Origin of the sequence: Mycobacterium sp. TKK-01-0059 (assembly GCF_000709305.1) — a bacterium.
Lineage (GTDB): Bacteria > Actinomycetota > Actinomycetes > Mycobacteriales > Mycobacteriaceae > Mycobacterium > Mycobacterium intracellulare.
This window is the reverse complement of record NZ_KL446993.1, coordinates 2,385,199-2,410,201: the sequence shown is the minus strand read 5'-3', so window position 1 is coordinate 2,410,201 and position 25,003 is coordinate 2,385,199. Positions and strand designations below refer to the sequence as shown.

At 67.8% G+C, this 25,003-nt stretch carries 27 protein-coding genes; 13 read left to right on the top strand and 14 right to left on the bottom strand.

Annotated features, from left to right (window positions below; all coding sequences use genetic code 11):
• Positions 1-39: 39 nt before the first annotated feature.
• From K883_RS11670 to K883_RS11640, 7 genes are all read right to left on the bottom strand, one after another.
• Positions 40-915, bottom strand: coding sequence for a hypothetical protein (locus tag K883_RS11670; RefSeq protein WP_014710855.1), 876 nt, complete (start codon positions 913-915; stop codon positions 40-42).
• 118 nt (positions 916-1,033) lie between these two features.
• On the bottom strand, positions 1,034-2,215 hold the full coding sequence (locus K883_RS11665; protein ID WP_014710854.1) for a lipid-transfer protein: 1,182 nt from the start codon (positions 2,213-2,215) through the stop codon (positions 1,034-1,036).
• Entirely contained in the window at positions 2,216-2,617 is a 402-nt protein-coding gene (locus K883_RS11660; protein ID WP_008263666.1) for a MaoC family dehydratase, read from the bottom strand.
• Positions 2,614-3,576 carry a bifunctional MaoC family dehydratase N-terminal/OB-fold nucleic acid binding domain-containing protein gene (locus K883_RS11655; protein WP_036454528.1) on the bottom strand — a complete coding sequence of 321 codons (963 nt, stop codon included), beginning with the start codon at positions 3,574-3,576 and terminating at the stop codon, positions 2,614-2,616. The genes K883_RS11660 and K883_RS11655 overlap by 4 nt, the downstream gene beginning before the upstream one ends.
• A complete protein-coding gene (gene fadE29, locus K883_RS11650) occupies positions 3,573-4,736 on the bottom strand; it encodes an acyl-CoA dehydrogenase FadE29 (protein WP_036454526.1) in 1,164 nt (387 codons plus the stop codon). The genes K883_RS11655 and fadE29 overlap by 4 nt, the downstream gene beginning before the upstream one ends.
• Positions 4,727-5,740, bottom strand: coding sequence for an acyl-CoA dehydrogenase family protein (locus K883_RS11645; RefSeq protein ID WP_036455429.1), 1,014 nt, complete (start codon positions 5,738-5,740; stop codon positions 4,727-4,729). The genes fadE29 and K883_RS11645 overlap by 10 nt, the downstream gene beginning before the upstream one ends.
• A 19-nt stretch (positions 5,741-5,759) precedes the next feature.
• Complete coding sequence (locus tag K883_RS11640) at positions 5,760-7,010, bottom strand: cytochrome P450 (RefSeq protein ID WP_036454524.1); 1,251 nt, start codon at positions 7,008-7,010, stop codon at positions 5,760-5,762.
• Positions 7,011-7,169: 159 nt separating this feature from the next.
• Between K883_RS11640 and K883_RS11635 the strand changes: the two genes are divergently transcribed.
• The 4 genes from K883_RS11635 to K883_RS11620 are packed head-to-tail and all read left to right on the top strand — an operon-like array spanning position 7,170 to position 9,733.
• Positions 7,170-8,333, top strand: a complete 1,164-nt coding sequence (locus K883_RS11635; RefSeq protein ID WP_008263648.1) for a steroid 3-ketoacyl-CoA thiolase — start codon at positions 7,170-7,172, stop codon at positions 8,331-8,333.
• A 7-nt stretch (positions 8,334-8,340) separates the two neighbouring features.
• Positions 8,341-8,727 carry a hypothetical protein gene (locus K883_RS11630; protein ID WP_009956914.1) on the top strand — a complete coding sequence of 129 codons (387 nt, stop codon included), beginning with the start codon at positions 8,341-8,343 and terminating at the stop codon, positions 8,725-8,727.
• Positions 8,728-8,744: 17 nt separating this feature from the next.
• Positions 8,745-9,197 (top strand): nitroreductase family deazaflavin-dependent oxidoreductase, encoded by a 453-nt coding sequence (locus K883_RS11625; RefSeq protein ID WP_008263646.1) that lies wholly within the window; start codon positions 8,745-8,747, stop codon positions 9,195-9,197.
• Positions 9,198-9,235: 38 nt separating this feature from the next.
• Positions 9,236-9,733 (top strand): nitroreductase family deazaflavin-dependent oxidoreductase, encoded by a 498-nt coding sequence (locus K883_RS11620; protein WP_036455428.1) that lies wholly within the window; start codon positions 9,236-9,238, stop codon positions 9,731-9,733.
• A gap of 25 nt (positions 9,734-9,758) precedes the next feature.
• Here K883_RS11620 and K883_RS11615 read toward each other — a convergent pair whose 3' ends face one another.
• Together K883_RS11615 and K883_RS11610 are read right to left on the bottom strand one after the other, a co-directional pair.
• A complete protein-coding gene (locus tag K883_RS11615) occupies positions 9,759-10,664 on the bottom strand; it encodes an SDR family oxidoreductase (RefSeq protein WP_036454522.1) in 906 nt (301 codons plus the stop codon).
• 14 nt (positions 10,665-10,678) lie between these two features.
• Positions 10,679-11,437, bottom strand: coding sequence for an SDR family oxidoreductase (locus tag K883_RS11610; protein ID WP_008263641.1), 759 nt, complete (start codon positions 11,435-11,437; stop codon positions 10,679-10,681).
• Positions 11,438-11,535: 98 nt separating this feature from the next.
• Between K883_RS11610 and echA20 the strand changes: the two genes are divergently transcribed.
• From echA20 to K883_RS11580, 6 genes are read left to right on the top strand one after another with little or no spacing between them, the layout of a single operon-like run.
• Entirely contained in the window at positions 11,536-12,294 is a 759-nt protein-coding gene (gene echA20 / locus K883_RS11605; protein WP_009956919.1) for a (7aS)-7a-methyl-1,5-dioxo-2,3,5,6,7,7a-hexahydro-1H-indene-carboxyl-CoA hydrolase, read from the top strand.
• Positions 12,291-13,166 (top strand): cholesterol ring-cleaving hydrolase subunit IpdA, encoded by an 876-nt coding sequence (gene ipdA / locus K883_RS11600; protein WP_020821513.1) that lies wholly within the window; start codon positions 12,291-12,293, stop codon positions 13,164-13,166. Before echA20 ends, ipdA begins: the two co-directional genes overlap by 4 nt.
• A 2-nt stretch (positions 13,167-13,168) precedes the next feature.
• Positions 13,169-13,912, top strand: a complete 744-nt coding sequence (gene ipdB, locus K883_RS11595) for a cholesterol ring-cleaving hydrolase subunit IpdB (RefSeq protein ID WP_008263635.1) — start codon at positions 13,169-13,171, stop codon at positions 13,910-13,912.
• On the top strand, positions 13,912-14,985 hold the full coding sequence (gene ipdC / locus K883_RS11590; protein WP_020821511.1) for a (3aS,4S,5R,7aS)-5-hydroxy-7a-methyl-1-oxo-octahydro-1H-indene-4-carboxyl-CoA dehydrogenase: 1,074 nt from the start codon (positions 13,912-13,914) through the stop codon (positions 14,983-14,985). Before ipdB ends, ipdC begins: the two co-directional genes overlap by 1 nt.
• Before the next feature lie 59 nt (positions 14,986-15,044).
• A complete protein-coding gene (locus tag K883_RS11585; protein ID WP_081914365.1) occupies positions 15,045-15,692 on the top strand; it encodes a SatD family protein in 648 nt (215 codons plus the stop codon).
• Positions 15,689-16,429: a hypothetical protein gene (locus K883_RS11580; RefSeq protein ID WP_036454520.1), complete on the top strand. Its 741-nt coding sequence runs from the start codon at positions 15,689-15,691 to the stop codon at positions 16,427-16,429. Before K883_RS11585 ends, K883_RS11580 begins: the two co-directional genes overlap by 4 nt.
• A 21-nt stretch (positions 16,430-16,450) precedes the next feature.
• On the opposite strand, the gene K883_RS11575 is transcribed toward K883_RS11580, so the two are convergent.
• From K883_RS11575 to ipdE1, 5 genes are all read right to left on the bottom strand, one after another.
• Positions 16,451-17,359, bottom strand: a complete 909-nt coding sequence (locus K883_RS11575; RefSeq protein ID WP_051701175.1) for an endonuclease domain-containing protein — start codon at positions 17,357-17,359, stop codon at positions 16,451-16,453.
• A gap of 109 nt (positions 17,360-17,468) precedes the next feature.
• Positions 17,469-18,629, bottom strand: a complete 1,161-nt coding sequence (gene fadA6 / locus K883_RS11570) for a steroid 3-ketoacyl-CoA thiolase FadA6 (RefSeq protein ID WP_008263622.1) — start codon at positions 18,627-18,629, stop codon at positions 17,469-17,471.
• A gap of 1 nt (position 18,630) precedes the next feature.
• Positions 18,631-19,233: a TetR family transcriptional regulator KstR2 gene (gene kstR2 / locus K883_RS11565; RefSeq protein WP_008263620.1), complete on the bottom strand. Its 603-nt coding sequence runs from the start codon at positions 19,231-19,233 to the stop codon at positions 18,631-18,633.
• 47 nt (positions 19,234-19,280) lie between these two features.
• Entirely contained in the window at positions 19,281-20,069 is a 789-nt protein-coding gene (gene ipdF / locus K883_RS11560; protein ID WP_009956926.1) for a (5R,7aS)-5-hydroxy-7a-methyl-1-oxo-2,3,5,6,7,7a-hexahydro-1H-indene-carboxyl-CoA reductase, read from the bottom strand.
• The gene (ipdE1, locus tag K883_RS11555; RefSeq protein WP_036454515.1) at positions 20,066-21,214 is read right to left on the bottom strand and encodes an acyl-CoA dehydrogenase IpdE1; all 1,149 of its coding nucleotides are present in this window, start codon (positions 21,212-21,214) and stop codon (positions 20,066-20,068) included. The genes ipdF and ipdE1 overlap by 4 nt, the downstream gene beginning before the upstream one ends.
• Before the next feature lie 59 nt (positions 21,215-21,273).
• On the opposite strand from ipdE1, the gene fadD3 reads away from it, so the two are divergent.
• The 3 genes from fadD3 to K883_RS11540 are packed head-to-tail and all read left to right on the top strand — an operon-like array spanning position 21,274 to position 24,904.
• Complete coding sequence (gene fadD3 / locus K883_RS11550) at positions 21,274-22,818, top strand: 3-((3aS,4S,7aS)-7a-methyl-1,5-dioxo-octahydro-1H-inden-4-yl)propanoate--CoA ligase FadD3 (RefSeq protein WP_036454513.1); 1,545 nt, start codon at positions 21,274-21,276, stop codon at positions 22,816-22,818.
• Complete coding sequence (locus K883_RS11545; RefSeq protein ID WP_008263612.1) at positions 22,818-23,963, top strand: acyl-CoA dehydrogenase family protein; 1,146 nt, start codon at positions 22,818-22,820, stop codon at positions 23,961-23,963. The genes fadD3 and K883_RS11545 overlap by 1 nt, the downstream gene beginning before the upstream one ends.
• Complete coding sequence (locus K883_RS11540; protein WP_036454511.1) at positions 23,960-24,904, top strand: acyl-CoA dehydrogenase family protein; 945 nt, start codon at positions 23,960-23,962, stop codon at positions 24,902-24,904. Before K883_RS11545 ends, K883_RS11540 begins: the two co-directional genes overlap by 4 nt.
• The last annotated feature ends 99 nt before the right edge of the window (positions 24,905-25,003 follow it).

Sequence of the window (25,003 nt, the reverse complement as noted above, 5' to 3'; positions counted from 1 at the left end):
GGGCGCGCCTTTCTCTTTTGCTTTGCGGCGAGCGCCCGGCTAGCTGGGCGCTCGATTGCGAGCGCCCGCGTGGACGGGAGTTCGGCCGGCACGCGCGGCGAGAACCCTGCGGACAATGTCGGCGGGCCGATCACCAGCGACCACCCGGACTACGATCCAGCCTTTGCGTTGCAGCCGCTCCAAGCGCCGAATATCCCAGCCGAATTGTGAATGATCGCTGCGGTGATGGTCGCCGTCGTACTCGACGGCGACCATGATGTCCTCCCAGCCCATGTCCAGATAGGCCATCGGGCTGGCGAATTCGTCGAGCACCGGGATCTGTGTCTGCGGCTTCGGCAAGCCGGCTTGGATCAAGACAACGCGCAGCCATGACTCTTTGGGCGACTGGGCGCCGGCATCGAATAGCTCCGCCGCCCGCCGCGCTCGCGCAATGCCTCGGCGTCCGGTGTACCTTCGGGCGAGCAGCTCGATATCAGCGGCTTTGATCTCCGTCGCTCGTGCAAGCGCATCGATACCTGCCACGGCGGTCATCGTCGGGTACCAGCAGCCGAGGTCGAGCGCTGTCCGCGTCGGTGATGTAAGCGCTACGCCGTCGATCGTCTCGATTTCGTCCGCTTCGACGGTGTCTCTGTGCAGCTGTATCCCCGCCGCGACATGGTGATTGTCGTGGATCACCTCCACAGCTCTTCGGTCGTCGATCCATTTGCTCCCGTACAGCGCGGCCGCCGAGAAGCCCGCCACAATCCCCCGTCGGCCTGTCCACAGCCAGCCGGCCTTGGCGCGCACTGCCGCGGTGAGCTCGGCGTCGCGATCAATGTAGACGTCTCGAAACAGCCTGACGTAGCGGGCTTCCAGTTGACTTTTGGTCAGCAGTCCACCCGCAACGGCTTCACTTCCGACAAATGGCTCGCCCATCGCCGCAGCGTCGCATGCTAAACCAGCCGCGTCACTTCAGCTGTCCAAAGCCCGGCCAGACGGGCGTTGGGCGTCGAACGCCCGGCCAGCCGGGCGCTCGGCGGGGGCGAAGCGCGCCTTAGCCGAGGATTAGGCCCGAGGTGGGCACGCCCGTACCCGCAGTGACGAGCACGTGCTCGACATCGGGCACCGGGTTCACCGAGGTGCCCCGCAGTTGCCGCACACCCTCGGCGATGCCGTTCATGCCGTGGATGTAGGCCTCGCCGAGTTGGCCACCATGGGTGTTGATGGGCAGCCGGCCGCCGATCTCGATCGCCCCGTCGGCGATGAAGTCCTTGGCCTCACCGCGACCGCAGAATCCCAACTCCTCCAACTGAATCAGCGTGAACGGAGTGAAGTGGTCATACAGCACGGCGGTCTGGATGTCGCTCGGTTTGAGCCCCGACTGCGCCCACAACTGCTGCCCGACGACCCCCATCTCGGGCAGACCGAGCTCGGGCCGGTAGTAGCTGACCATCGTGTATTGGTCGGGGCTGGAGCCCTGCGCCGCCGCCTCGATGATCGCCGGCCGCTGCTTGAGGTCCTTCGCCCGCTCGGGCGACGTCACCACGATCGCCACCGCCCCGTCGGTCTCCTGGCAGCAGTCCAGCAGCCGCAGCGGCTCGGCGATCCACCGCGAATTCTGGTGGTCTTCAATCGTTATCGGCTTCTCGTAGAAGTAGGCCTTCGGGTTCTTGGCCGCATGCTTGCGGTCGGCCACCGAGATCGCGCCGAAGTCCCGGCTGGTCGCCCCGGACAGGTGCATGTAGCGCTGGGCGATCATCGCGACCTGTGCGGCGGGCGTGGACAGCCCGTGCGGGTAGGAGAACGAGTTGTCCGCCGCCGTCGAATCAGCCTGCACGCCGGCGTTTCCCACCAACCGGGTCTGCACCTGACCGAACCGCATGCCGGATCGCTCGTTGAACGCCCGGTACGCGACGACGACGTCGGCCACGCCGGTGGCCACGGCGAGCGCCGCCTGCTGAACGGTCGCGCAGGCGGCGCCGCCGCCATAACCGATCTGCGAGAAGAACGTCAGGTCACCGATGCCGACCGCGCGTGCCACAGCGGTCTCGTTGTTGGTGTCCATCGTGAAGGTGGTCAACCCGTCGACATCGGACGGGCTCAGCCCGGCGTCGTCCAGGGCATCCAGGACCGCCTCGGCGGCCAACCGCAGCTCGCTGCGGCCGGAGTCCTTGGAGAAGTCGGTAGCGCCGATCCCGACGATCGCGGCTCGGCCGTTCAATAAGCCCGCTGACATCTATGCGCCCCCGATCGTCAGCGTCACGTTCGCGATGACGTGATCGCCAAGGCTGTTGCGGCCAAACACTTTCAGCGTGATCAGGCCGTCGTCGACGGCCGTCACCTCACCGGAGAACGTCACGGTGTCGTAGGCGTACCACGGCACACCCAGGCGCAGGCCGATCGACTTGATCAGCGCCGTCGGGCCCGCCCAGTCGGTGACGTAGCGCTGCACCAGCCCGGTGTCGGTGAGGATGTTGACGAAGATGTCCTTGGAACCCTTGGCCTGCGCCAGGTCCCGGTCGTGGTGCACGTCCTGAAAGTCCCTGGTGGCCAGGGCCGTCGAGATGATGAACGTCGGCGTGCCATGCAGCTTGAGTTCGGGCAGGGTGGTGCCCACTTCGACAACGGGTGCGCTCATGCTTCGTCTCCCATGGGCTCCCAGGCGTAGAGGCTCCACGCGGGCCCGGATTCACCGGCCGGGAAGTCGATATAGGTTGCGCGGACCGGCATTCCGATCTTGACCTCGGCGTGGTCGACGTTGCGCAGCTCGCCGAGCATCCGGACGCCCTCTTCCAGTTCGACCAGTGCGATCACGAACGGCAGCGTGCGCCCGGGCACCTTCGGTGCGTGGTGCACCACGTAGCTGAACACCGTGCCGCGGCCGCTGGCGACCGCGAAATCGATCGGCTCGGCCTTGTTTTGCCACACCGCGGGCACCGGCGGGTGCTGCAGGGTGCCGTCGGGGAGGCGCTGGATACGCAGCTCGTGCGCCGCCACCCCCTCCCAGAAGAAGGCGGTGTCGCGTGAGACCGCCGGACGCATCATGGCGTCGGCGTCCAGGTCCTGAGGGACCGATGCGGTCGCGCCGGAATCATCGCGGGGCCTGAATTTCAGGATTCGCCAGGCCATCTCGGCGACATCCTCGTCGCCGACCCGCCACGTGATGTGCTGGTTGATGAACCAGCCCTCGCCGAGCCCGGTCTGCTTGGGGCCGACCACGTCGCGCATTTCGGACACGACGGTGACCTGCTCGCCGGGACGCAGATACCGGTGGTAGGTCTGCTCGCAGTTGGTGGCGACCACGCCGATGTAGCCGGCCTCGTCGAACAGCTGCATGATCGGGCCCATGGGGTCGTCGGTCGGGCGTTCCCCGCCCAGGCCAAACATCGTCCAGACCTGAATCATGGCCGGCGGGGCGACAATTCCGGGATGACCGGCCGCCTTGGCCGCGGCCTCGTCGACGTAGATCGGGTTGCGGTCGCCCAGCGCCTCGACCCAGTTGTTGATCGTCGGCTGGTTCACCGGATCCCGGGCCTCGCGCGGGGCAGCGACGACGGTGGCGGTGATCTCCGCAACCGCTTCCTTGATATCGGTCATCGAGGCACCCTCGGCACTTTGAGTCCGGCCGCGGCGATCATCTCGCGCATCACCTCGTTCACACCGCCCCCGAACGTGATCACCAGGTTGCGCTTGGTCTGGGAGTCCAGCCAGTTGAGCAGGTCAGCGGTGGCAGAATCGGCGGGGTTACCGTACTTGCCGACGATCTCCTCGGCGAGCCGGCCTATGTACTGAATCTTCTCGGTACCAAAGACTTTGGTCGACGCCGCATCGGCGACGTTGATGTCCTCCCCGGCGGCGGCCACCTGCCAGTTGAGCAGCTCGTTGATCCGCCACATCGCGTGAATCTCGCCGAGCGCGCGCTTGACGTCGGCATGGTCGATCGGGGTGACCCCGTCACTTCCCGGCTTGGACGCCCAGGCGTGCACCCGGTCGTAGATGCCCGCGGTACGCCCGGCCGGGCCGAGCATGACACGTTCGTTGTTGAGCTGGGTGGTGATCAGCCGCCACCCGCCGTTCTCCTCGCCGACCAGCATGTCGGCGGGCACCCGCACATCGTTGTAATACGTGGCGTTGGTGTGGTGGGCGCCGTCGGACAGGATGATCGGCGTCCAGGAGTAACCGGGATCCTTGGTGTCGACGATCAGGATCGAAATGCCCTTGTGCTTCACGGCTTCGGGGTCCGTGCGGCAGGCCAGCCAGATGTAGTCGGCGTCGTGGGCTCCGGTGGTGAAGACCTTCTGCCCGTTGACGATGTACTCGTCGCCGTGACGCACGGCGGTGGTCCGCAGCGAGGCCAGGTCCGTACCGGCCTCGGGCTCGGTGTAGCCGATCGCGAAGTGCACCTCGCCGGCGAGGATCGCCGGCAGGAACTTCTTCTTCTGCATCTCGCTGCCGAACTGCTGCAGGGTCGGACCGACCGTCTGCAGCGTGACCGCGGGCAGCGGCACGTCGGCGCGATGCGCCTCGTTGACGAAGATCGACTGCTCGATCGGGCCGAAACCCAAGCCGCCGAATTCCTTTGGCCACCCGACGCCGAGCTTGCCGTCCTGGCCCATCCGGCGGATCACCGCGCGGTAGGCCTCGTTGTGACGGTCCTGCTCCATCGCCTTCATCTCGTCGGACGAGATCAGGTTCGAGAAGTATTCCCGCAATTCCGCCTGCAGCTGGCGCTGCTCCGGGGTCAGGTCTATGAACATTGCGCTCCCACCAGATCGAGACGATGAGAAGGACCGCCCAGCAACCGGGTCAGGTCCTTGATCGTGGAGTAGTACCGGTGCATCGGATAGGTGATGTCCATGCCCATGCCGCCGTGCAGGTGATGGCAGAGCTGCATCACCGGCGGCGCCTGCGAGGTGACCCAATACCCCAGGACATCGAGGTCGTCGTCGGCATCCCGCCCCTCCGACAGCCGCCACACGACCGATTTCGCCACCAAATCGATGGTGCGCGATGCGATGTAGACCTCGGCGAGCTGTGCGGCCACGGTCTGGAAGGTCGACAGCGGCTTGCCGAATTGCTTGCGGTTGGCCACGTAGTCGGCGGTCAGCCGCAGCGCCCCGGCCACCAGCCCGTCGGCGTAGGCGCCGATGGAAGCCAGCACCAGCTGGTTGACGCGCTGCGCGGTGGCGCCGGCCAAGACATCGGCGTCCTCGACGGCGACGTCGGTGAACGTGACCGTGTACTCGTCGGAGTCGTTCGAGGTCGGCGTCTGGACCACCTCGACGCCGCCGGCCTTCGGCGACACCACGACCACCGCGCTGTCGGCGGTGACGATCATCCAATCCGCTTGTCCGGCATAGCCGACGCCGACCTTGGTGCCCGACAGCCGGCCGCCCGCGAACGTGGTCGACGGCCGGTCCGGCAACGCGGCGCCGGGTTCGTTGAGCGCCGCGGTCAGCACGCCGCCCTTGGCGACGCCCGCCAAAAACCGGTCCTGCTGGTCCTCGGAAGCCAGGTCAAGCAGGGGGACCACACCGAAACCCAGGGTGGCCAGGGCCGGCGTGATCGCGCCGTGGCGACCGATCTCCGTCAGCACGGTCGCGACCTCGGGCAATCCCACCCCGTCACCGCCGAGGCGCTCGGGCACCGGCAGCGCCGTCACGCCGCCGTTGACCAAAGCCTCCCAACTCAATTCGCGCTCGAACACCGACGTCACGACGTCGGCGACCGCCTGTTGTGTCGCGGTGAGATCGAAATCCATCGTGGCTTCGGCCGCCATATCAGTGCGCCACCGGGCACTTGCCGGTGTAGTCGACCTGCCAGTGCTTGATGCCGTTGAGCCACCCCGACCGCAGCCGCTCGGGCGCGGAGATCGGCTTGAGGTCCGGCATGTGGTCGGCCACGGCGTTGAAGATCAGGCTGATCGTCATCCGGGCCAGGTTGGCGCCGATGCAGTAGTGGGCACCGGTGCCGCCAAAGCCCACGTGCGGGTTGGGGTTTCGCATGATGTTGAAGCTGTGCGGATCCTCGAAGACCCCTTCGTCGAAGTTGGCCGAACGGTAGAACATCACGACCCGCTGACCCTTCTTGATCTGCACACCGGACAGCTCGTAGTCCTCCAGCGCGGTCCGCTGGAACGCGGTGACCGGCGTTGCCCACCGGACGATTTCGTCGGGCGCGGTGTCCGGGCGCTCCTTCTTGAACAGCTCCCACTGGTCGGGGTTGTCCGCGAACGCGATCATGCCGTGCGTGATCGAGTTCCGGGTGGTTTCGTTGCCCGCGACGGCCAGCATGACCACGAAGAACCCGAATTCGTCGTCGGAGAGCTTCTCGCCGTCGATGTCGGCCTGGATCAGCTGGGTGACGATGTCGTCGCCGGGGTTCTTGGCGCGCTCCTCGGCCATCTTCATCGCGTACATGATCAGCTCGGCCGAGGACATCGCGGGATCGATGTGCGCGTACTCGGGGTCTTCGTTGCCGGTCATCTCGTTGGACCAGCGGAAGATCTTGTCCCGATCCTCCTGCGGAACACCCAGCAGACCCGCGATGGCCTGCAGCGGCAGCTCACAGGAGACCTGCTCGACGAAGTCGCCGGAGCCCGACGAGGCGGCCGTCTTCGCGATGTTTTGCGCGCGGGCGTCCAACTCGTCGCGCAGCCGTCCGATGGCCCGCGGGGTGAAGCCGCGCGAGATGATCTTGCGCAGCCGGGTGTGGTGCGGGGCGTCCATGTTGAGCATGACGTTGCGCTGCAGGTCGATCTGCTCGCGCGTCATCTCCTGCGGCCACACCGGGATGGCGCAGTCCTGCTGAGACGAGAAGATGTCACTGCGCACAGAGATCTCTTTGACGTCCTTGTGCTTGGTGATGGCCCAATAGCCTTTGTCGCCAAAACCGCCCGTGCCGCCCGGGACGTCTACCCAGAAGATCGGCTCGGACTTGCGCACTTCGGCCAACTCCGCGACCGGGAGGCCTTTGACACTGACGTCCGGATCGAGAAAATCAAACCCGGGCGGAAGATTCGGACTGGGCACGCTACTTCTCCTAACTACAGTCCTCGATGACTCGCGATCCCAGGACACTAGCTGTCCTAGTGATGCTCTGGTGCCAGTAAAACATGCCTCCACCGCAGACAAAAGGCGGCGACGCATCCTCGCTTGTCATAGTAATGAAACGTGTTCTAGCCTGGCGTCATGGGTAACCCGGTAATCGTCGAAGCCACCCGCAGCCCGATCGGCAAGCGCAACGGATGGTTGTCAGGGCTGCACGCCACCGAGCTGTTGGGTGCGGTGCAGAAGGCGCTGGTCGAGAAGGCAGGCATCGACGCCGGCGACGTCGAACAGGTCATCGGCGGCTGCGTCACGCAGTACGGCGAACAGTCCAACAACATCAGCCGGGTCAGCTGGCTGGTGGCCGGGCTGCCCGAACACGTCGGCGCCATGACCGTGGACTGCCAGTGCGGCAGCGGCCAGCAGGCCAACGGCCTGGTCGCCGGGCTGATCGCCGCCGGCGCCATCGACATCGGTATCGCGTGCGGCATCGAGGCCATGAGCCGCGTCGGCCTCGGCGCCAACGCGGGCCCCGACCGCAGCATCCTGCGGCCCGCGTCGTGGGACATCGACCTGCCCGACCAGTTCACCGCCGCCGAGCGGATCGCCAAGCGGCGTGGCATCACCCGCGAGGAGATCGACGAGTTCGGCTTCAACTCGCAGGCCAGGGCCAAGCAGGCCTGGGACGAGGGCCGCTTCGACCGTGAGATCTCCCCGATCGAGGCCCCGGCGCTCGACGAGAACAAGCAGCCGACGTCGGAGCGTGTCACCATCTCCCGCGACCAGGGCCTGCGCGAGACGACCCTGTCGGGTCTGAGCGCGCTGAAGCCGGTCCTCGAGGGCGGAATCCACACCGCGGGAACGTCGTCGCAGATCTCCGACGGCGCGGCGGCCGTGCTGTGGATGGACGAGGACAAGGCCAAGGCTCTGGGCCTGCGGCCACGCGCCCGCATCGTCAGCCAGGCGCTGGTCGGCGCCGAGCCCTACTACCACCTCGACGGACCGGTGCAGTCGACGGCCAAGGTGCTGGAGAAGGCCGGCATGAAGATGGGGGACATCGACCTCGTCGAGATCAACGAGGCGTTCGCCTCGGTGGTGTTGTCCTGGGCGCGGGTGCACGAGCCGGACATGGCCAGGGTCAACGTCAACGGCGGCGCCATCGCGCTCGGCCACCCGGTCGGGTCGACCGGCAGCCGGCTGATCACCACCGCGCTGCACGAATTGGAGCGCACCGACCAGACCACCGCATTGATCACGATGTGCGCGGGCGGCGCCCTGTCCACCGGCACCATCATCGAGCGCATCTAGTTCCCCCTTGCTCGTCTCCGAAGAGAGCCGCATCGCCGCGGCGCAGTCCTATATCGACGCGTTGGTCAGCCATGACGGCGACACGGTCCCGTTCGCGGCCGGCTGCACCCGCATCGAGCAGGGCATCAAGAACGGGTTCTCCGGAAATCACCTGCGGCGCAGCCTGAATCGCGGGCCGCAGTATCGGTTGCTGGCGCACACGACGACGCCGGAGTACCGCATCGACGGCGACGACGTGCACGCCGCGTACCAGGTGCTGACCAAGGCGGCGTTGGGCGGGCGTCGGCTCGCGGCGCACGTCACCGAGACCTTCGTCATTCCGGCCGAAAGCGCAAGCGGGAAAGCCGAAATCCACCACATCAAGGTTCGCTTCCACCCCTTCATCCAGCGTTAGGGACGTCGAGGAACATCATGCCGAAACCGAAGCCACGCGCACTGAACTCACCCTGGGTCGCCTTCATCATCAAGTGGATGGCCAAGGGCAACGCATGGATATACCGACGCAGCAATGGAAAATTCGGCGGCACCTTCCAGAAGGCCCCCGTCGCGCTGCTCACCACGACGGGACGCAAGACCGGCGAACCGCGGGTGAGCCCGCTGCTTTACCTACGCGAGGGCGATCGGGTGGTACTGGTCGCATCGAAGGGCGGCAGCGACAAGCACCCGCTGTGGTACCTCAACCTCAAGGCCAATCCCAAAGTGTCCGTGCAGATCAAGGACGAGGTGCTTCACCTGCAGGCCCGCGACGCCACCGAGGCGGAACGGGCCGAGTACTGGCCGAAGTTGGACGCCATGTATCCCTCGTTCGACGATTACCGGTCCTGGACCGATCGGGTGATCCCGGTCGTCATCTGCGACCCCTAGAGTTTCAAATCGCCCGGATGGGGAACCATCCTGGCAAGATGTCCGAGCGTCGCTGGATCCGCAACTCGCGCCCGATTGCGCTGCTGCTCAAGTACTTCGCGCGCGCCCACATCTGGGTGTACCGCCGAACCAACGGCAGGCTCGGCGCGAAACTGCTGCGATTCCCCGCGGCGCTGCTGACCACGACCGGACGCAAGTCCAACCGGCCGCGGACCACCGCGACGCTCTACCTGCGCGACGGTGAACGGGTGATTTTGCCCGCGTCGTTCGGCGGCCGCGACGAAGACCCGGTGTGGTATCTGAACCTTCGGGAGAATCCCGAGGTGCGGGTGCAGATCCGGGCCCAGCGCCTGGAATTGATCGCGCGCGACGCGACCGACGCCGAGCGCGAACGCTATTGGCCGCCGCTGATGCGGATGTACCCGCCCTACCGCAAGTACCGCGAAGCCGCCGACCGGGTCATCCCGCTCGTGGTGTGCGAACCCCCTCGGCGAGCGTGCACCGACGGCGAAGAATCGGCGAAATCATCGCCGTGAGTGCGCGTTCGGCGCGGGCGCCGCGTCAGGCGCCGTAGACCGGGACCGGCGGGCGCGCCTTGGCGAGCAGGTCGGCGACGACGCGTCCCAGCTCCGCGGGATCCCACCGCGCCCCCTTGTCGATCTCCGGCCCGTGCGCCCAGCCCTCGGCGACCCGGATCTTGCCGCCCTCGACCTCGAACACCTTGCCGGTCACGTCGCGTGATTCGGCGCTACCCAGCCAAACCACCAGGGGGGAAATGTTTTCCGGGGCCATCGCGTCGAAATCCTGGTCCTGGGTGGACATCATCTCGGCGAAGACGGTCTCGGTCATGCGGGTGCGTGCCGAGGGAGCGATGGCGTTCACGGTGACGCCGTAGCGGCCCATCTCGGCCGCGCCGACGAGCGTCATCGCCGCGATGCCCGCCTTGGCGGCGCTGTAGTTGCCCTGCCCGACGCTGCCCTGCAGGCCGGCGCCCGAGCTCGTGTTGATGATCCGCGCGTCAACGGTTTTGCCCTCTTTGGACAACCCACGCCAATACGACGCGGCGTGCCGCATCGTGGCGAAGTGGCCCTTGAGGTGCACGGCGACGACGGCGTCGAACTCCTCCTCGCTGGTGTTGGCCATCATCCTGTCGCGCACGATGCCGGCGTTGTTCACCAAAACGTCCAGGCCGCCGAAGGTTTCGACGGCGGTCCGAATCAGTTCGGCAGCCTGGTCCCAGTCGGCGACGTTGGAACCATTGGCGACGGCTTCGCCCCCGGCGGCGACGATCTCGTCGACCACGCCCTGGGCGGCGCTGCCGCCGCCCGCCGGTGACCCGTCCAGGCCCACCCCGATGTCGTTGACCACCACCCGCGCACCCTCGGCGGCGAAGGCCAGCGCGTGCGCGCGGCCGATGCCGCCGCCCGCCCCGGTGACGATGACGACGCGGCCGTCAACCACTCCCATAGTCCTTGTCTCCTCTACTTGACCGCGCTGGCGGTCGTGGTGGACAGATAGTGCGGCGGCTCGCCGCCGCCGTGCACCTCCAACGAGGCCCCGCTGATGTAGGAGGCCGCGTCCGAGGCCAGAAACGCTGCGGCCCAACCGACGTCCTCGGGTTTGGCCAGCCGGCCCAACGGCACATTCTTCGAGATCGCGGCGATCGAGTCCGCGTCGCCGTAGAACAGTTCCGATTGTTCGGTCTCGACCATGCCGACCACACAGGCGTTGACTCGGACCTTGGGCCCCCATTCCACGGCCAAGGTCTGGGTGAGGCTCTCCAGCCCCGCCTTGGCCGCCCCGTACGCGCCGGTACCCGGGGAGGGCCGACGCCCGGACAGGCTGCAGATGTTGATGATCGACCCGCCGCGCGGCTGGGCTTGCATCTTGTCGTTCGCGTGCTGCGAAACGGACAGCGCGCCAATGAGATTGAGCTCGATGATCTTGCGGTTGAACTTGGCGCTGGATTCCGCGGTCAGCACGTAGGGCGATCCCCCGGCGTTGTTGACGACGACATCGAGGCCGCCGTGCCGGTCCGCGACGGTGTCGATCAATTCCCTGACCGCGTCGTCATCGCGGACGTCGCAGGAGTGGAACTCATACGGCGATCCCTCGACCGGCCGTCGCGCGCAGGTGACGACGGTGGCGCCCTGCGCGGCGAAAACCGCGCTGATGCCCGCGCCCACCCCGCGAACGCCGCCGGTGACGAGAACCACCCGCCCGGCCAGCCCCAAGTTCATGGCTTCTGCAAATGGGGGGCATGCTTCGACGCGAGTCACTGTGCTAGCGTACCAAGCAAGTGCTTGCTTAGGTAGTTACCCCACGAGGAAGTGGCACCTTGACCATCACATCCACCACCACCGAACCGGGCATCGTCGCAGTTACCGTCGACTACCCGCCCGTCAACGCCATCCCGTCGCGCGGCTGGTTCGAACTGGCCGACGCCGTCACCGCGGCCGGCCAGGACCCGCAAACCCACGTCGTGATCCTGCGGGCCGAGGGCCGCGGGTTCAACGCCGGGGTCGACATCAAGGAGATGCAGCGCACCGAGGGATTCACCGCGCTGATCGACGCCAACCGCGGCTGCTTCGCCGCGTTCCGCGCGGTCTACGAATGCGCGGTGCCGGTCGTCGCGGCCGTGAACGGATTCTGCGTCGGCGGCGGCATCGGCCTGGTCGGCAACTCCGACGTCATCGTCGCCTCCGAGGACGCCACCTTCGGGCTGCCCGAGGTGGAACGCGGCGCGCTCGGCGCGGCCACCCACCTGTCCCGGCTGGTGCCACAGCACCTGATGCGACGGCTGTTCTTCACCGCCGCCACGGTCGACGCCGCCACCCTGCACCACTTCGGTTCGGTGCACGAGGTGGTGCCGCGCGATCAGCTGGACGAGGCCGCGCTACGGGTCGCGCGCGACATCGCCGCCAAGGACACCCGGGTCATCCGGGCGGCCAAGGAGGCGCTGAACCTCATCGACGTGCAACGCGTCAACTCGAGTTACCGCATGGAGCAAGGCTTTACGTTCGAGCTCAATCTCGCCGGGGTGTCCGACGAGCACCGCGACGCGTTCGCCGGCACGACGAAGGGCAAGGACGCGTGAGCGACAAGAGAACCACCCTCGACGAGGCCGTCGCGCAGGTGCGCAGCGGCATGACCATCGGCATCGGCGGATGGGGATCTCGGCGCAAGCCAATGGCATTCGTGCGCGCCCTGCTGCGCACCGATGTCACCGACCTGACCGTGGTCACCTACGGCGGGCCCGACCTGGGGCTGCTGTGCTCGGCCGGCAAGGTGAAGCGCGTCTACTACGGGTTCGTCTCGCTGGACTCCCCGCCGTTCTACGACCCGTGGTTCGCCAAGGCCCGGGCGGCCGGGGCGATCGAGGCCCGCGAAATGGACGAGGGCATGCTGCGCTGCGGGTTACAGGCCGCCGCGCAACGCCTGCCCTTCCTGCCGATCCGGGCCGGGCTGGGCAGTTCGGTGCCCGACTTCTGGGAGGGTGAACTGCAGACCGTCACTTCGCCGTACCCCACGGACGGCGGCCACGAAACGCTGATCGCCATGCCCGCGCTGCGCCTGGACGCCGCATTCGTCCACCTCAACCTCGGCGACAGCCGGGGCAACGCCGCCTACACCGGGATCGACCCCTACTTCGACGATCTGTTCCTGATGGCCGCCGACAGGCGCCACCTGTCGGTCGAGCGCATCGTATCCACCGACGAACTGATCAAGGCGGTGCCGCCGCAGGCGCTGCTGGTCAATCGGATGATGGTCGACAGCGTCGTGGAGGCGCCGGGCGGTGCCCACTTCACCACCGCCGCACCGGATTACGGGCGCGACGAGAAGTTCCAGCGGCACTACGCCGAGGCGGCCTCGACCGACGAGGGCTGGCAGAAGTTCACCCAGACCTACCTGTCGGGCACCGAAGACGACTACCAGGCGGCGGTTCGCGCATTCGCAGAGGAGGCCTGAAAGTGAGCAGCACCCGCGCCGAAGTGTGCGCAGTCGCGTGTGCCGAATTGTTCAGGGACGCAGGCGAGATCATGGTCAGCCCGATGACCAACATGGCCTCCGTCGGGGCGCGGCTGGCCCGCTTGACCTTCTCCCCCGACATCTTGCTGACCGACGGCGAGGCCCAACTGCTGGCCGACACCCCGGCGCTCGGCGCGACCGGTGCCGTCGAGGGCTGGATGCCGTTCGGCCGGGTGTTCGAGACGCTGGCCTGGGGGCGTCGCCACGTGGTGATGGGCGCCAATCAGGTTGACCGGTTCGGCAATCAGAACATCTCGGCGTTCGGCCCGTTGCAGCAACCCAAACGCCAGATGTTCGGCGTGCGCGGCGCCCCGGGCAACGCCATCAACCACGCGACCAGCTATTGGGTGGGCAACCACTCCAAGCGGGTGTTCAGCGAGAAGGTGGACGTGGTCTGCGGGATCGGCTGGGACAACGTCGATGCCGACAATCCGGCGTTTCGATTCGCCAACACCTACCGGGTCGTGTCGAACCTCGGCGTCTTCGACTTCGGCGGCCCCGACCGGACCATGCGGGCGCTGAGCCTGCACCCCGGGGTCTCGCCGGACGAGGTCCGCGAGGCCACCTCTTTCGAGATCCATGGGCTCGAGGACGCCGAGGAGACCCGGCTGCCCACCGAGGACGAACTGCGCCTCATCCGCGAAACGATCGATCCGAAGTCGTTGCGCGACAGAGAGATACGCTGATGACCAGGTTGCGCACGCCGCTGACCGAGCTGGTCGGTGTCGAGCACCCGGTGGTGCAAACCGGGATGGGCTGGGTGGCCGGGGCGCGCCTGGTGTCGGCCACCGCGAACGCGGGCGGGCTGGGCATTTTGGCGTCGGCCACCATGACGCTGGACGAATTGGCGACGGCCATCGCCAAGGTCAAGGCCACCACGGACAAGCCGTTCGGCGTGAACATCCGCGCCGACGCGGCCGATGCCGGCGACCGGGTCGATCTGATGATCCGCGAAGGCGTCAAGGTGGCGTCCTTTGCCCTGGCGCCCAAGCAGGAGCTCATCGCCCGGCTCAAAGAGGCCGGCGCGGTAGTGATTCCGTCGATCGGTGCGGCCAAGCACGCCCGCAAGGTCGCCGGGTGGGGTGCGGACGCGATGATCGTGCAGGGCGGCGAGGGTGGCGGGCACACCGGTCCGGTCGCCACCACGCTGCTGCTGCCCTCGGTGCTGGACGCCGTGCGAGGCACCGGCATTCCCGTCATCGCCGCGGGCGGATTCTTCGACGGGCGCGGGTTGGCGGCCGCCCTGAGCTACGGCGCCGCCGGCGTCGCGATGGGCACGCGTTTCCTGCTGACCTCGGATTCGACCGTGCCCGATGCGGTCAAGCGGCGCTACCTGGAGGCGGCGCTGGACGGCACCGTCGTCACCACCCGCGTCGACGGCATGCCGCACCGGGTCCTGCGCACCGGCCTGGTCGAGAAGCTGGAAAACGGTTCGCCGGTGCGGGGTCTGACCGCCGCGGTGCGCAACGCCGCCAAGTTCAAGCACATGTCACGGATGACGTGGCGGTCGATGATCAGCGACGGCCTGGCGATGCGGCACGGCAAGGAGCTGACCTGGTCGCAGGTCGTCATGGCGGCCAACACCCCGATGCTGTTGAAAGCCGGTCTGGTGGACGGCAATACGGAGGCCGGGGTGCTGGCCTCCGGGCAGGTGGCGGGCATCCTCGAGGATCTGCCGTCGTGCGCCGAGCTGATCGATTCGATCGTGCGGGACGCCATCGAGCACCTGCGGGCGGCATCCGCCCTGGTGCACGAGTAGCCACGCGCCCTTGTGAAGCTATTTGCTGAATTTGGATGTAATTAAGCTATACTCTTCAAATGGATCGGATGAAGCCACAGCCTTCATCTCGCGCGACGCTGATCGGTGATGTCGTCGGTTCCCGGCGTGCCGCCGATCGCTCCGGGTTGCACCGCGCCCTGTCCGCGGCTCTGCGGGAAGTGGGCGACGGCGCGATCGACCCGCCCGCCTTCACCGTCGGCGACGAGTTCCAGGGCAGCTACCCCACCGTCGGGGCCGCGATCGACGCGGCATTGACCGTCCGCCTGCTGCTCGGCCCGGACACCGACGTCCGTTTCGGCATCGGATGGGGCGCGGTCACCATCCTCGATGCCGACGCGGGAATTCAGGACGGGCCCGGCTGGTGGAGCGCACGGGCGGCCATCCAGCAGACCGCAGAGGCCCAGCGGCAACCCGGCTTCGCGTTGGTACGCACGACGTTCCGGGCGGACGGTGACACACGCACCGACGCCGCGGCGGTCAACGCGGCGCTGATTTGTCGGGACCATCTGCTTGGATCGCTCGATGAAAGATCGTTGCGGATCGTGAGGGGCTTGATGACGGGCCGAACCAAAAAGGAGCTCGCCGCGGACGAGGGCATCAGTCCATCCGCGGTGTCTCAGCGCGCGAGCCGCGATGGTTTGGATCTGATTGTCCTTGCCAGCCACTATCTTCGGAGTCTGCCGTGAGCGCCGTCGCGGTATTCCTCACGGCGCTCGCACTCGCCGATCTCGGTCGGCGAGCGCTCCGCACGGTATGGCCGTCGCTCGTGATCGGGCCGGTCGTGGTGGTGGCGTGCGCCGCAGCGGGAGCCCTCTGGCATGCCGGCGACATCCCCTTGCTGGTGCTGGCCGCCGCGGCGGTAGTGGCCTGGGAATGGCTGTGCGCGCGAAGCGAACACAGCGGTAGCCGGCAAGGCGCGGCCCTGGCGGTGTTCGGCGCCGCGCTCGCACTACTGATGCTGCTGTCCGGGTGGTCGTCGCCGACCAACGGCGCGGTCGCTCGATGGTCGTCCTGGGTGCACCTGCCGCTCACCCACGTCACGCCCACCCGGCTGCTGATGATCGTCGGCGTCGTCCTGGCTCAGTTCGCCACCGCAAATCAGTTGGTGCGCTTGGTGCTTGGCTCGGTGGGCGCGATGCGCCCGGAAGGTCAGCCGCAGCCGTCGGACCGGCTCAAGGGCGGCAGACTGCTGGGACCGATGGAACGCCTGCTGATCCTGAGCCTCGGTGTCGGCGGGCAGGTCGCCGCGGCGAGCGCCGTCGTCGCCGCCAAGGGGATCATCCGCTTCCCGGAGTTGAACGCGCAGAAGGGCGGTAACGGCGACGTCGGCATCGACGAGGTGACCGAGTACTTCCTCGTCGGCAGCTTCACCAGTTGGCTGCTCGCCCTGGGCGGCATCGGGCTCGTTCTGGCGACCCGCTAAGAGCTTGGCCGAGTGTGAATTTCACGACGCGACACGCCGGTGGTCCGTCGGAAACTTCACACTCGGCGGTACTGGGCGCCACCCCGCAGCGCGCATGGCCGCGACGACACGAGCAATGAAGGTGCCCTGGCGGTAACGCAGGAGATCGCTGCTGACCCGGATGATCGCCCAGCCCAAGTCGGCCAATGCGGTGTACCGGTCGATGTCACGATCACGCTGCCCTGCATCCGTCCAGTGCTGCGGTCCGTCGTACTCGATGCCGACCCGCAGCTCGCGATACCCCATGTCGATGCGCGCCCCGAAGTCGCCGTAGTCGTCGCAGACTCGGATCTGTGTCTGTGGCACAGGCAAACCCGCGTCGATCAGCACCAGCCGGGTGCGGGTCTCCTGTGGAGACTCCGCCCCGCTGTCCACGAGGGGCAGCACGGCTTTGAGTCGAACCAGACCGCGCGTGCCGCGATGCTCGGCCATCACGGCTTCGATGTCCGTGACTTTGACGCCGGTGACGTTGGCCAGCGCGTCGAGCCGCTGCACCGCAAACAGCCGCGACGACGCCCACTGGCCCACATCGAAAGCCGTACGCGCCACACTGGTCACCGGCATGCCGTCGACTTCGACGACCTCGCCGGGCAGCAGTGTCTCGCTGTGCACGACGATGCCGGCGGGTGGGTGCCGGTTGCCGTGTATCAACTCGGCATCGAGCGTCGGGCTTACCCACTTCGCCCCGAGCAGCGCGGCCGCCGAGTTCCCCGCGATGACGCCCTTGCGTCGTGACCAAAGCCATGCCGCCTGCGCGCGTTCGCGCGCCGTCAGCGCGATGCCGGCGGGGCGGTAGACACCCGGGTGGACGGGCTCGTAGAGGGAGCGCATCGCCCGTTCCGGCAACACCTTTGCCGCCAGGGCCTCACTGCCCAGGAAGAGCTCCGTCATGCCGCCGATGGTGCCAACCCGCACCGACAACTCCGCGAATGTGAATCCTACGACGCGACACGCCGTTGTGGCGTCGCAGGATTCACACTCGGCGGGCAGAGGAAGAAGGTCAGAGCCGCTCGATGATGGTGACGTTGGCGGTGCCCCCGCCCTCGCACATCGTCTGCAGGCCGTAGCGGCCGCCGGTGCGCTCGAGTTCGTTGAGCATGGTGGTGAACAGCTTGGCGCCGGTGGCGCCCAGCGGGTGTCCGAGCGCGATCGCCCCGCCGTTGGGGTTGACCTTCTCCGGGTCCGCCTTGACTTCCTTGAGCCAGGCCAAGACCACCGGGGCGAACGCCTCGTTGATCTCGACGGTGTCGATGTCGTCGATCGACAGCCCCGTCTTGTCCAGCGCGTAGCGCGTCGCCGGAATCGGCCCGGTCAGCATGAAGACCGGGTCGGCCGCGCGTGCGCTGATGTGGTGGATGCGGGCCCGCGGTGTCAGGTTGTGCTCCTTGACGGCCCGCTCGGACGCCAGCAGCACCGCGCTGGCCCCGTCGGAGATCTGGCTGGCCATGGCCGCCGTCAGCCGGCCGCCCTCGACCAGAGGCTTGAGGCCGGCCATCTTCTCCAGCGACGATTCGCGCGGGCCTTCGTCGACCCGGAACGGCCCGGATTCGGTTTCCACGGTGATGATTTCGTTGTCGAAGTGGCCGCCCCGGATCGCCGCGAACGCGCGCTCGTGACTGGTCAGCGCGTATCGCTCCATCTCTTCGCGCGACAGGTTCCACTTCTCGGCGATCAGCTCCGAGCCGCGAAACTGCGAGATCTCCTGGTCGCCGTAGCGATGCAGCCATTGCTTGGACTCGTTGGTCGGGGAGGTGAAGCCGAACTGCTCGCCGACGGTCATGGCCGACGAGATCGGGATCTGGCTCATGTTCTGCACCCCCCCGGCGACGATGAGGTCGGCGGTGCCGGACAGAATCGCCTGTGCGCCAAAGGAAATGGCCTGCTGACTGGAGCCGCACTGGCGGTCGACGGTGACGCCGGGCACCTCTTCGGGGTAGCCCGCGGCCAGCCAGGAGAGGCGCGCGATGTTGCCGGCCTGCGCGCCGATGGCATCGACGCAGCCGGCGATCACGTCGTCGACGGCGGCGGGGTCGACGTCGACCCGGTCGAGCAGTCCGCGCCATCCCAGCGCACCCAGGTCGACCGGATGCACTCCGGCCAGCGATCCGCCGCGCTTGCCGACCGCGGTACGCACGGCGTCGATGACGTAGGCCTCTGGCATTTCAGACTCCTTCTTTGGTGATCCCGCCAAGAACGATGGCGAGGTATTGCTGACCCACCTGCTGCGCGGTGAGCGGACCGCCGGGCTGATACCAGCGCACCGACACCCACGTGGTGTCACGGATGAAGCGGTAGACAAGGTCGACGTCGAGATCGGGACGGAAGTAGCCCTCGTCGACGCCCTGATGGAGCAGCTCGAGCCACATCTTGCGCTGTTGCCGGTTCATGTCCTCGATGTAGGAGAACCGGGGCTGTGACAACAGCCGCTGGGCTTCGTCCTGGTAGATGACGACCTGCGCGTGCCGGTGCTCGATCGCCTCGAACGACGCCATGAACAGCCCCTTGAGCCGCTCCAGCGGGTTGGCCTCGCCGTCCACGATCTCGCGGTACCGGGCGAACAACCAGTCCAGGAAGCTGCGCAAGAGCTCGTCGACCATCTCCTCTTTGGACGAGAAGTGGTGGTACAGGCTGCCGGACAGGATGCCGGCGCTGTCGGCGATGTCGCGCACCGTGGTGGCGCGCAGCCCGCGCTCGGCGAACATAGTCGCGGCAAGCTCCAGCAACTCGTCTCGCCGGCTGTTGGCCTGACCGGTCACTCGGTCCACCCGACCAGAGTATCAACCAAGCGCTTGCTTGGCCAGCGGGCCGGCTCTCACGGGTGCTGACTGGATACCGAGATGACCTCGCCGGTCAGGTAGCTGGAGTAGTCGCTGGCGAGGAAGGCGATAGTGGCCGCGACCTCCCACGGCTCGGCGGCGCGGCCGAAGGCCTCGCCGGCCGAGAGCCGATCGAGCAGATCGGCCGACGACGTCTTCTCCAGAAACTTGTGCCGCGCGATGCTCGGCGACACCGCGTTGATCCGTACCCCATACTCGGCGGCTTCGATTGCGCTGCAGCGGGTCAGGGCCATCACGCCGGCCTTGGCGGCCGCGTAGTGCGACTGCGAGTGCTGTGCCCGCCAGCCCAGGACGCTGGCGTTGTTGACGATGACGCCGCCGTGTGGTGCCTCGCGGAAGTAGCGCAGCGCCGCTCGCGTGGCACGCAGCACCGACGTCAGCGTCACGTTGAGGACGCGGTCCCATTCCTCGTCGGTCATGTCGACGACCGGCGTCTGTCCGCCGAGACCGGCGTTGTTGACCAGCACGTCGATCCGGCCCATCCGGGCGGTGGTCGACGCGATGAGGGCGTCGACTTGAGCGGTCGAGGTCACGTCGCAGACCACGTGCTCGACGCGGCCCTGCCCCAGCGCGGCGAGCTGCTCGGCCGTCTCCCCCAGGCGCCGTTCGTGGTGGTCGGAGATCACCACGTCGGCACCCTCGGCCAACGCCCGCCGCGCGGTCGCCGCGCCGATCCCGGTGCCGGCGGCGGCCGTCACGACCACCACCTTGCCCTGCAGAAGTCCATGTCCGGCAATCTCTTTGGGAGCTTCGGACAGACTCATCCCTTAACCTCTCGGGGTAGGCCGAGCACCCGCTCGGCGATGATGTTGCGCTGGATCTCGTTGGACCCGCCGTAGATGGTGTCGGCGCGGCTGAACAGGAACAGCCGCTGCCACTCGTCGAACTCGCCGTCGGCCAGGGTCAGGCCCGGCTTGCCGACGACGTCCATCGCCAGCTCGCCCAGATCGCGATGCCAGTTGGCCCACAACAGCTTCGACACGTTGTCCTGGCCCGGCTGCTCGACGTCCATGGTGGCCAGCGCGTACGAACGCATGGCCCGCAGGCCCGTCCACGCCCGGGTCAGCCGCTCGCGGATGAACGGGTCGTCGGCCGCGCCGGTCCGCTGGGCGAGCTCGGCGAGGTTGGAAAGCTCACGGGCGTAACGGATTTGTTGCCCGAGCGTCGAGACGCCGCGCTCGAACGTCAGCGTGCCCATTGCGACCCGCCAGCCGTCACCGGGCTCGCCGACCACCAGGTTGGCCTCGGTGCGGGCGTCGTCGAAGAACACCTCGTTGAATTCCGAGTCGCCGGTCAGCTGGATGATCGGCCGCACTTCCACGCCCGGCTGGTCCAGCGGCGCCAGCAGATACGACAACCCCGCGTGCCGCTTGGAGCCCTTCTCGGTGCGCGCGACCACGAAGCACCACTGCGCCCAGTGCGCCAGCGACGTCCAGACCTTCTGGCCGTTGATCACCCAGTGGTCGCCGTCGAGTTCGGCGGTGGTCGCCACGTTGGCCAGGTCGCTGCCGGCGCCGGGCTCCGAATAGCCCTGGCACCACAGCTCGGTGACATCGAGGATCTTGGGCAGGAAACGCTGCTGCTGCTCGGGTGTCCCGAACGCGATCAGCGTCGGCCCCAGCAGCTCCTCGCCGAAGTGGTTGACCTTGTCCGGGGCGTCGGCGCGGGCGTACTCCTCGTAGAACGCCACCCGGTGCGCGGTGGACAGGCCGCGGCCGCCGTGTTCGACCGGCCAGCCCAGGCAGGTCAGTCCGGCCTTGGCGAGATGCTGGTTCCAGGCCCGGCGTTCCTCGAAGGCCTCGTGCTCGCGGCCGGGGCCCCCGAGACCCTTGAGAGCTGCGAATTCACCGACCAGATTGTCGGCGAGCCAAGAGCGGACCTCGGCCCGGAACTCCTCGACGTCCTGCATGCCTTGTAGGCTAACCTACCAAGCACTTGCTTTGTTAGGCCGCCGTAGGAGAAGCGCCGATGACCACCGATCCCCGCACCGTGCCCGCGGCGCTGGATCGTTTCGCGCGCCAATTCCCCGATCACGACGCGTTGGTCACCGAGGACCGGTCGTTCACCGCCGCGGCGTTGCGCGACGAGGTGCACCGGGCGGCGGCGGCGCTGATCGCGCTGGGCGTGCAGCCCGGCGACCGGGTGGCGATCTGGTCCCCCAACACCTGGCATTGGGTGGTGGCCTGCCTGGCGATCCACCACGCCGGCGCCGCGATGGTCCCGCTGAACACCCGCTACACCGCCGCGGAGGCCGGTGACATCCTGGCCCGCGTCGAGGCGCCGGTGCTGTTCGGCATGGGCGAGTTCCTGGGCAACGACCGCGTCGCCGACCTGGATCGGGCGGCGCTGCCCGCGCTGCGGCACATCGTGCGGATACCGATCGATGCCCGGGAAACGGGGGCTGGCACCTGGGACGAATTCATCGCCGGCGGCACCGATCTCGACGCGGTGGCCGCCCGGGCCGCGGCGGTCACGCCCGACGACGTCAGTGACATCCTGTTCACGTCGGGCACCACCGGCCGCAGCAAGGGCGTGCTGTGCGCGCACCGGCAGTCGCTGTCGGCCTCGGCGTCGTGGGCGGCCAACGGCAAGATCACCGCCGACGACCGCTACCTGTGCATCAACCCGTTCTTTCACAACTTCGGCTACAAGGCCGGCATCCTGGCGTGCCTGCAGACCGGCGCGACGCTGATCCCCCACCTCACCTTCGACCCGCTGCGCGCGCTGAAGGCGATCGAGCAACACCGCATCACCGTATTGCCCGGTCCGCCAACGATTTACCAGACCCTGCTCGATCATCCGGCTCGTGGCGATTACGACCTGAGCTCGCTGCGCTTCGCGGTGACGGGGGCGGCCACCGTGCCGGTCGTGTTGGTCGAGCGCATGCAGTCCGAACTCGACATCGACATCGTGCTGACGGCTTACGGCCTCACCGAGGCCAACGGCATGGGAACCATGTGCCGCGCCGACGACGACGCGGTCACCGTCGCCACCACCTGCGGGCGCCCGTTCGCCGACTTCGAATTGCGCATCGACGCCGGGGAATCCGGCGAATCGGGCGAGGTGTTGCTGCGTGGGCCCAATGTGATGCTGGGCTACCTCGACGACCCGGCGGCCACCGCCGCCGCCATCGACGCCGACGGTTGGCTGCACACCGGCGACATCGGTGTGCTGGACGCGGCCGGCAACCTGCGCATCACCGACCGGCTCAAGGACATGTACATCTGTGGGGGATTCAACGTGTACCCCGCCGAGATCGAGCAGGTGCTGGCCCGGCTCGACGGTGTGGCCGACGCCGCGGTGATCGGGGTCCCCGACGAGCGACTCGGCGAAGTCGGCCGGGCGTTTCTGGTCACCCGCCCGGGGGCACAACTCGACGAACAATCTGTGATCGCATACACCCGTGAGCATTTGGCGAACTTCAAGACACCGAGATCGGTGCGGTTCGTCGACGCGCTGCCGCGCAACGCCGGCGGCAAGGTGCTCAAACCACAACTGCGAGAGCTGGACTGATGGATCTGGATCTAGACGACGACACCTTGGCTTTCCAGGCCGAGGTCCGGGAATTCTTGTCGGCCAATGCCGAGTCGATCCCGACGAAGTCATACGACAACGCCGAAGGCTTTGAGCAGCACCGGCATTGGGACCGGGTGCTGTTCGATGCCGGGCTTTCGGTGATCACCTGGCCGAAGCGCTACGGCGGCCGCGACGCGCCGCTGCTGCACTGGGTGGTGTTCGAAGAGGAGTACTTCCGTGCCGGGGCGCCCGGCCGGGCCAGCGCCAACGGCACCTCGATGCTGGCCCCTACGCTGTTCGCGCACGGCACCGAGGAGCAGCGCGACCGGATCCTGCCCAAAATGGCCAGCGGCGAGGAGATCTGGGCGCAGGCGTGGTCCGAACCCGAGTCGGGCAGCGACCTGGCGTCGCTGCGCTCCACGGCGACGGCGACCGACGGCGGCTGGCTGCTCAACGGGCAGAAGATCTGGAGCTCACGTGCGCCGTTCGCCGAGCGGGGATTCGGGCTGTTCCGCTCCGACCCCGGCGCCGAGCGCCACAACGGGCTGACCTACTTCATGTTCGACCTGAAGGCCAAGGGCGTGACGGTGCGGCCGATCGTCCAACTGGGCGGCGACACCGGATTCGGTGAGATCTTCCTCGACGACGTCTTCGTCCCCGACGAGGACGTGATCGGCACCCCGCACGAGGGCTGGCGGGCGGCGATGAGCACGTCGAGCAACGAACGCGGCATGTCGCTGCGCAGCCCGGCCCGCTTCCTGGCGACGGCGGAACGGTTGGTGCAGCTTTGGAAGGAGGCCGGCGCACCGGCCGCGTTCGCCGACCGGGTCGCCGACGGCTGGATCAAGGCGCAGGCCTACCGGCTGCAGACTTTCGGCACGGTGACCAGGCTGGCCCTCGGTGGTGAGCTGGGCGCCGAATCGTCGGTGACCAAGGTGTTCTGGTCCGACCTCGACGTCGAACTGCACCAGACCGCGCTCGACATCCTGGCCGCGGACGGGGAACTCGCCGGCCCGTGGACCGAAGGTCTGCTGTTCGCGCTGGGCGGCCCGATCTATGCCGGCACCAACGAAATTCAGCGCAACATCATCTCCGAGCGGTTGCTGGGCCTGCCGCGCGAGAAGTCCGGGGGCAAGAAGTGAGATTTGCGCTAGACGAACAGCAGCGTGACTTCGCGGCCAGCATCGACGCCGCGCTCGGCTCGGCGGACCTGCCCAGCGCCGTGCGGGCGTGGGCGGCGGGCGACACCGCGCCGGGCCGCAAGGTGTGGGAACAGCTGGCCAACCTGGGTGTCACCGCCCTGGCCGTGCCGGAGAAATTCGACGGCATCGGGGCGGACCCGATCGACCTGGTCGTCGCCCTCGAACGCCTCGGGCGCTGGTGCGTGCCGGGCCCGGTGGTCGAATCCATCGCCGTGGCACCGGTATTGCTGGACTCCGACGATCACGCCGAGCGGTGCGCCGGGCTCGCGGCCGGCGAGCTGATCGCCACGGTCGCACTGCCGCCGCGGGTGCTGCGGGCCGTCGACGCCGACGTGGCGAACCTGGTGCTGCTGGCCGGTGACGAGGGGGTCACCGAAGCCACCGCGGGGGAAGAGCACGAGTCCGTCGACCCCAGCCGCCACCTGTATGACGTGACCCCGACCGGCGCCGCTTGGGAAGCAGACGTCAAGCGCGCCTACGAGTTCGCCGCGCTGGGTACCGCCGCGCAACTGGTCGGCGCCGCCGAGGCGCTGCGCGACGCCGCCGTCGACTACGCCAAGCAACGCACCCAGTTCGGCCGGGTGATCGGCTCGTATCAGGCGATCAAGCACCAGCTCGCCGACGTGCACATCGCCATCGAACTGGCCCGGCCGCTGGTGCACGGCGCGGCGCTGACGCTGGACCCCCGCGACGTGAGCGCGGCCAAGGCGGCGGCCTCCGACGCGGGCCTGCTGGCCGCGCGGTCGGCGCTGCAGACCCACGGCGCGATCGGGTTCACCCAGGAACACGACCTGTCGCTGTTGCTGCTGCGGGTGCAGGCGCTGCGATCCGCCTGGGGCACACCGGAAGAACATCGGCGGCGAGTGCTGGAGGCGCTGTGACTCGCGCCGCGACGATGCAGAGCCTAGCGATGAGAAGGAGCGGCGCCCATGACTCGCGCCGCGACGATGCAGAGCGTAGCGATGAGAAGGAGCGGCGCC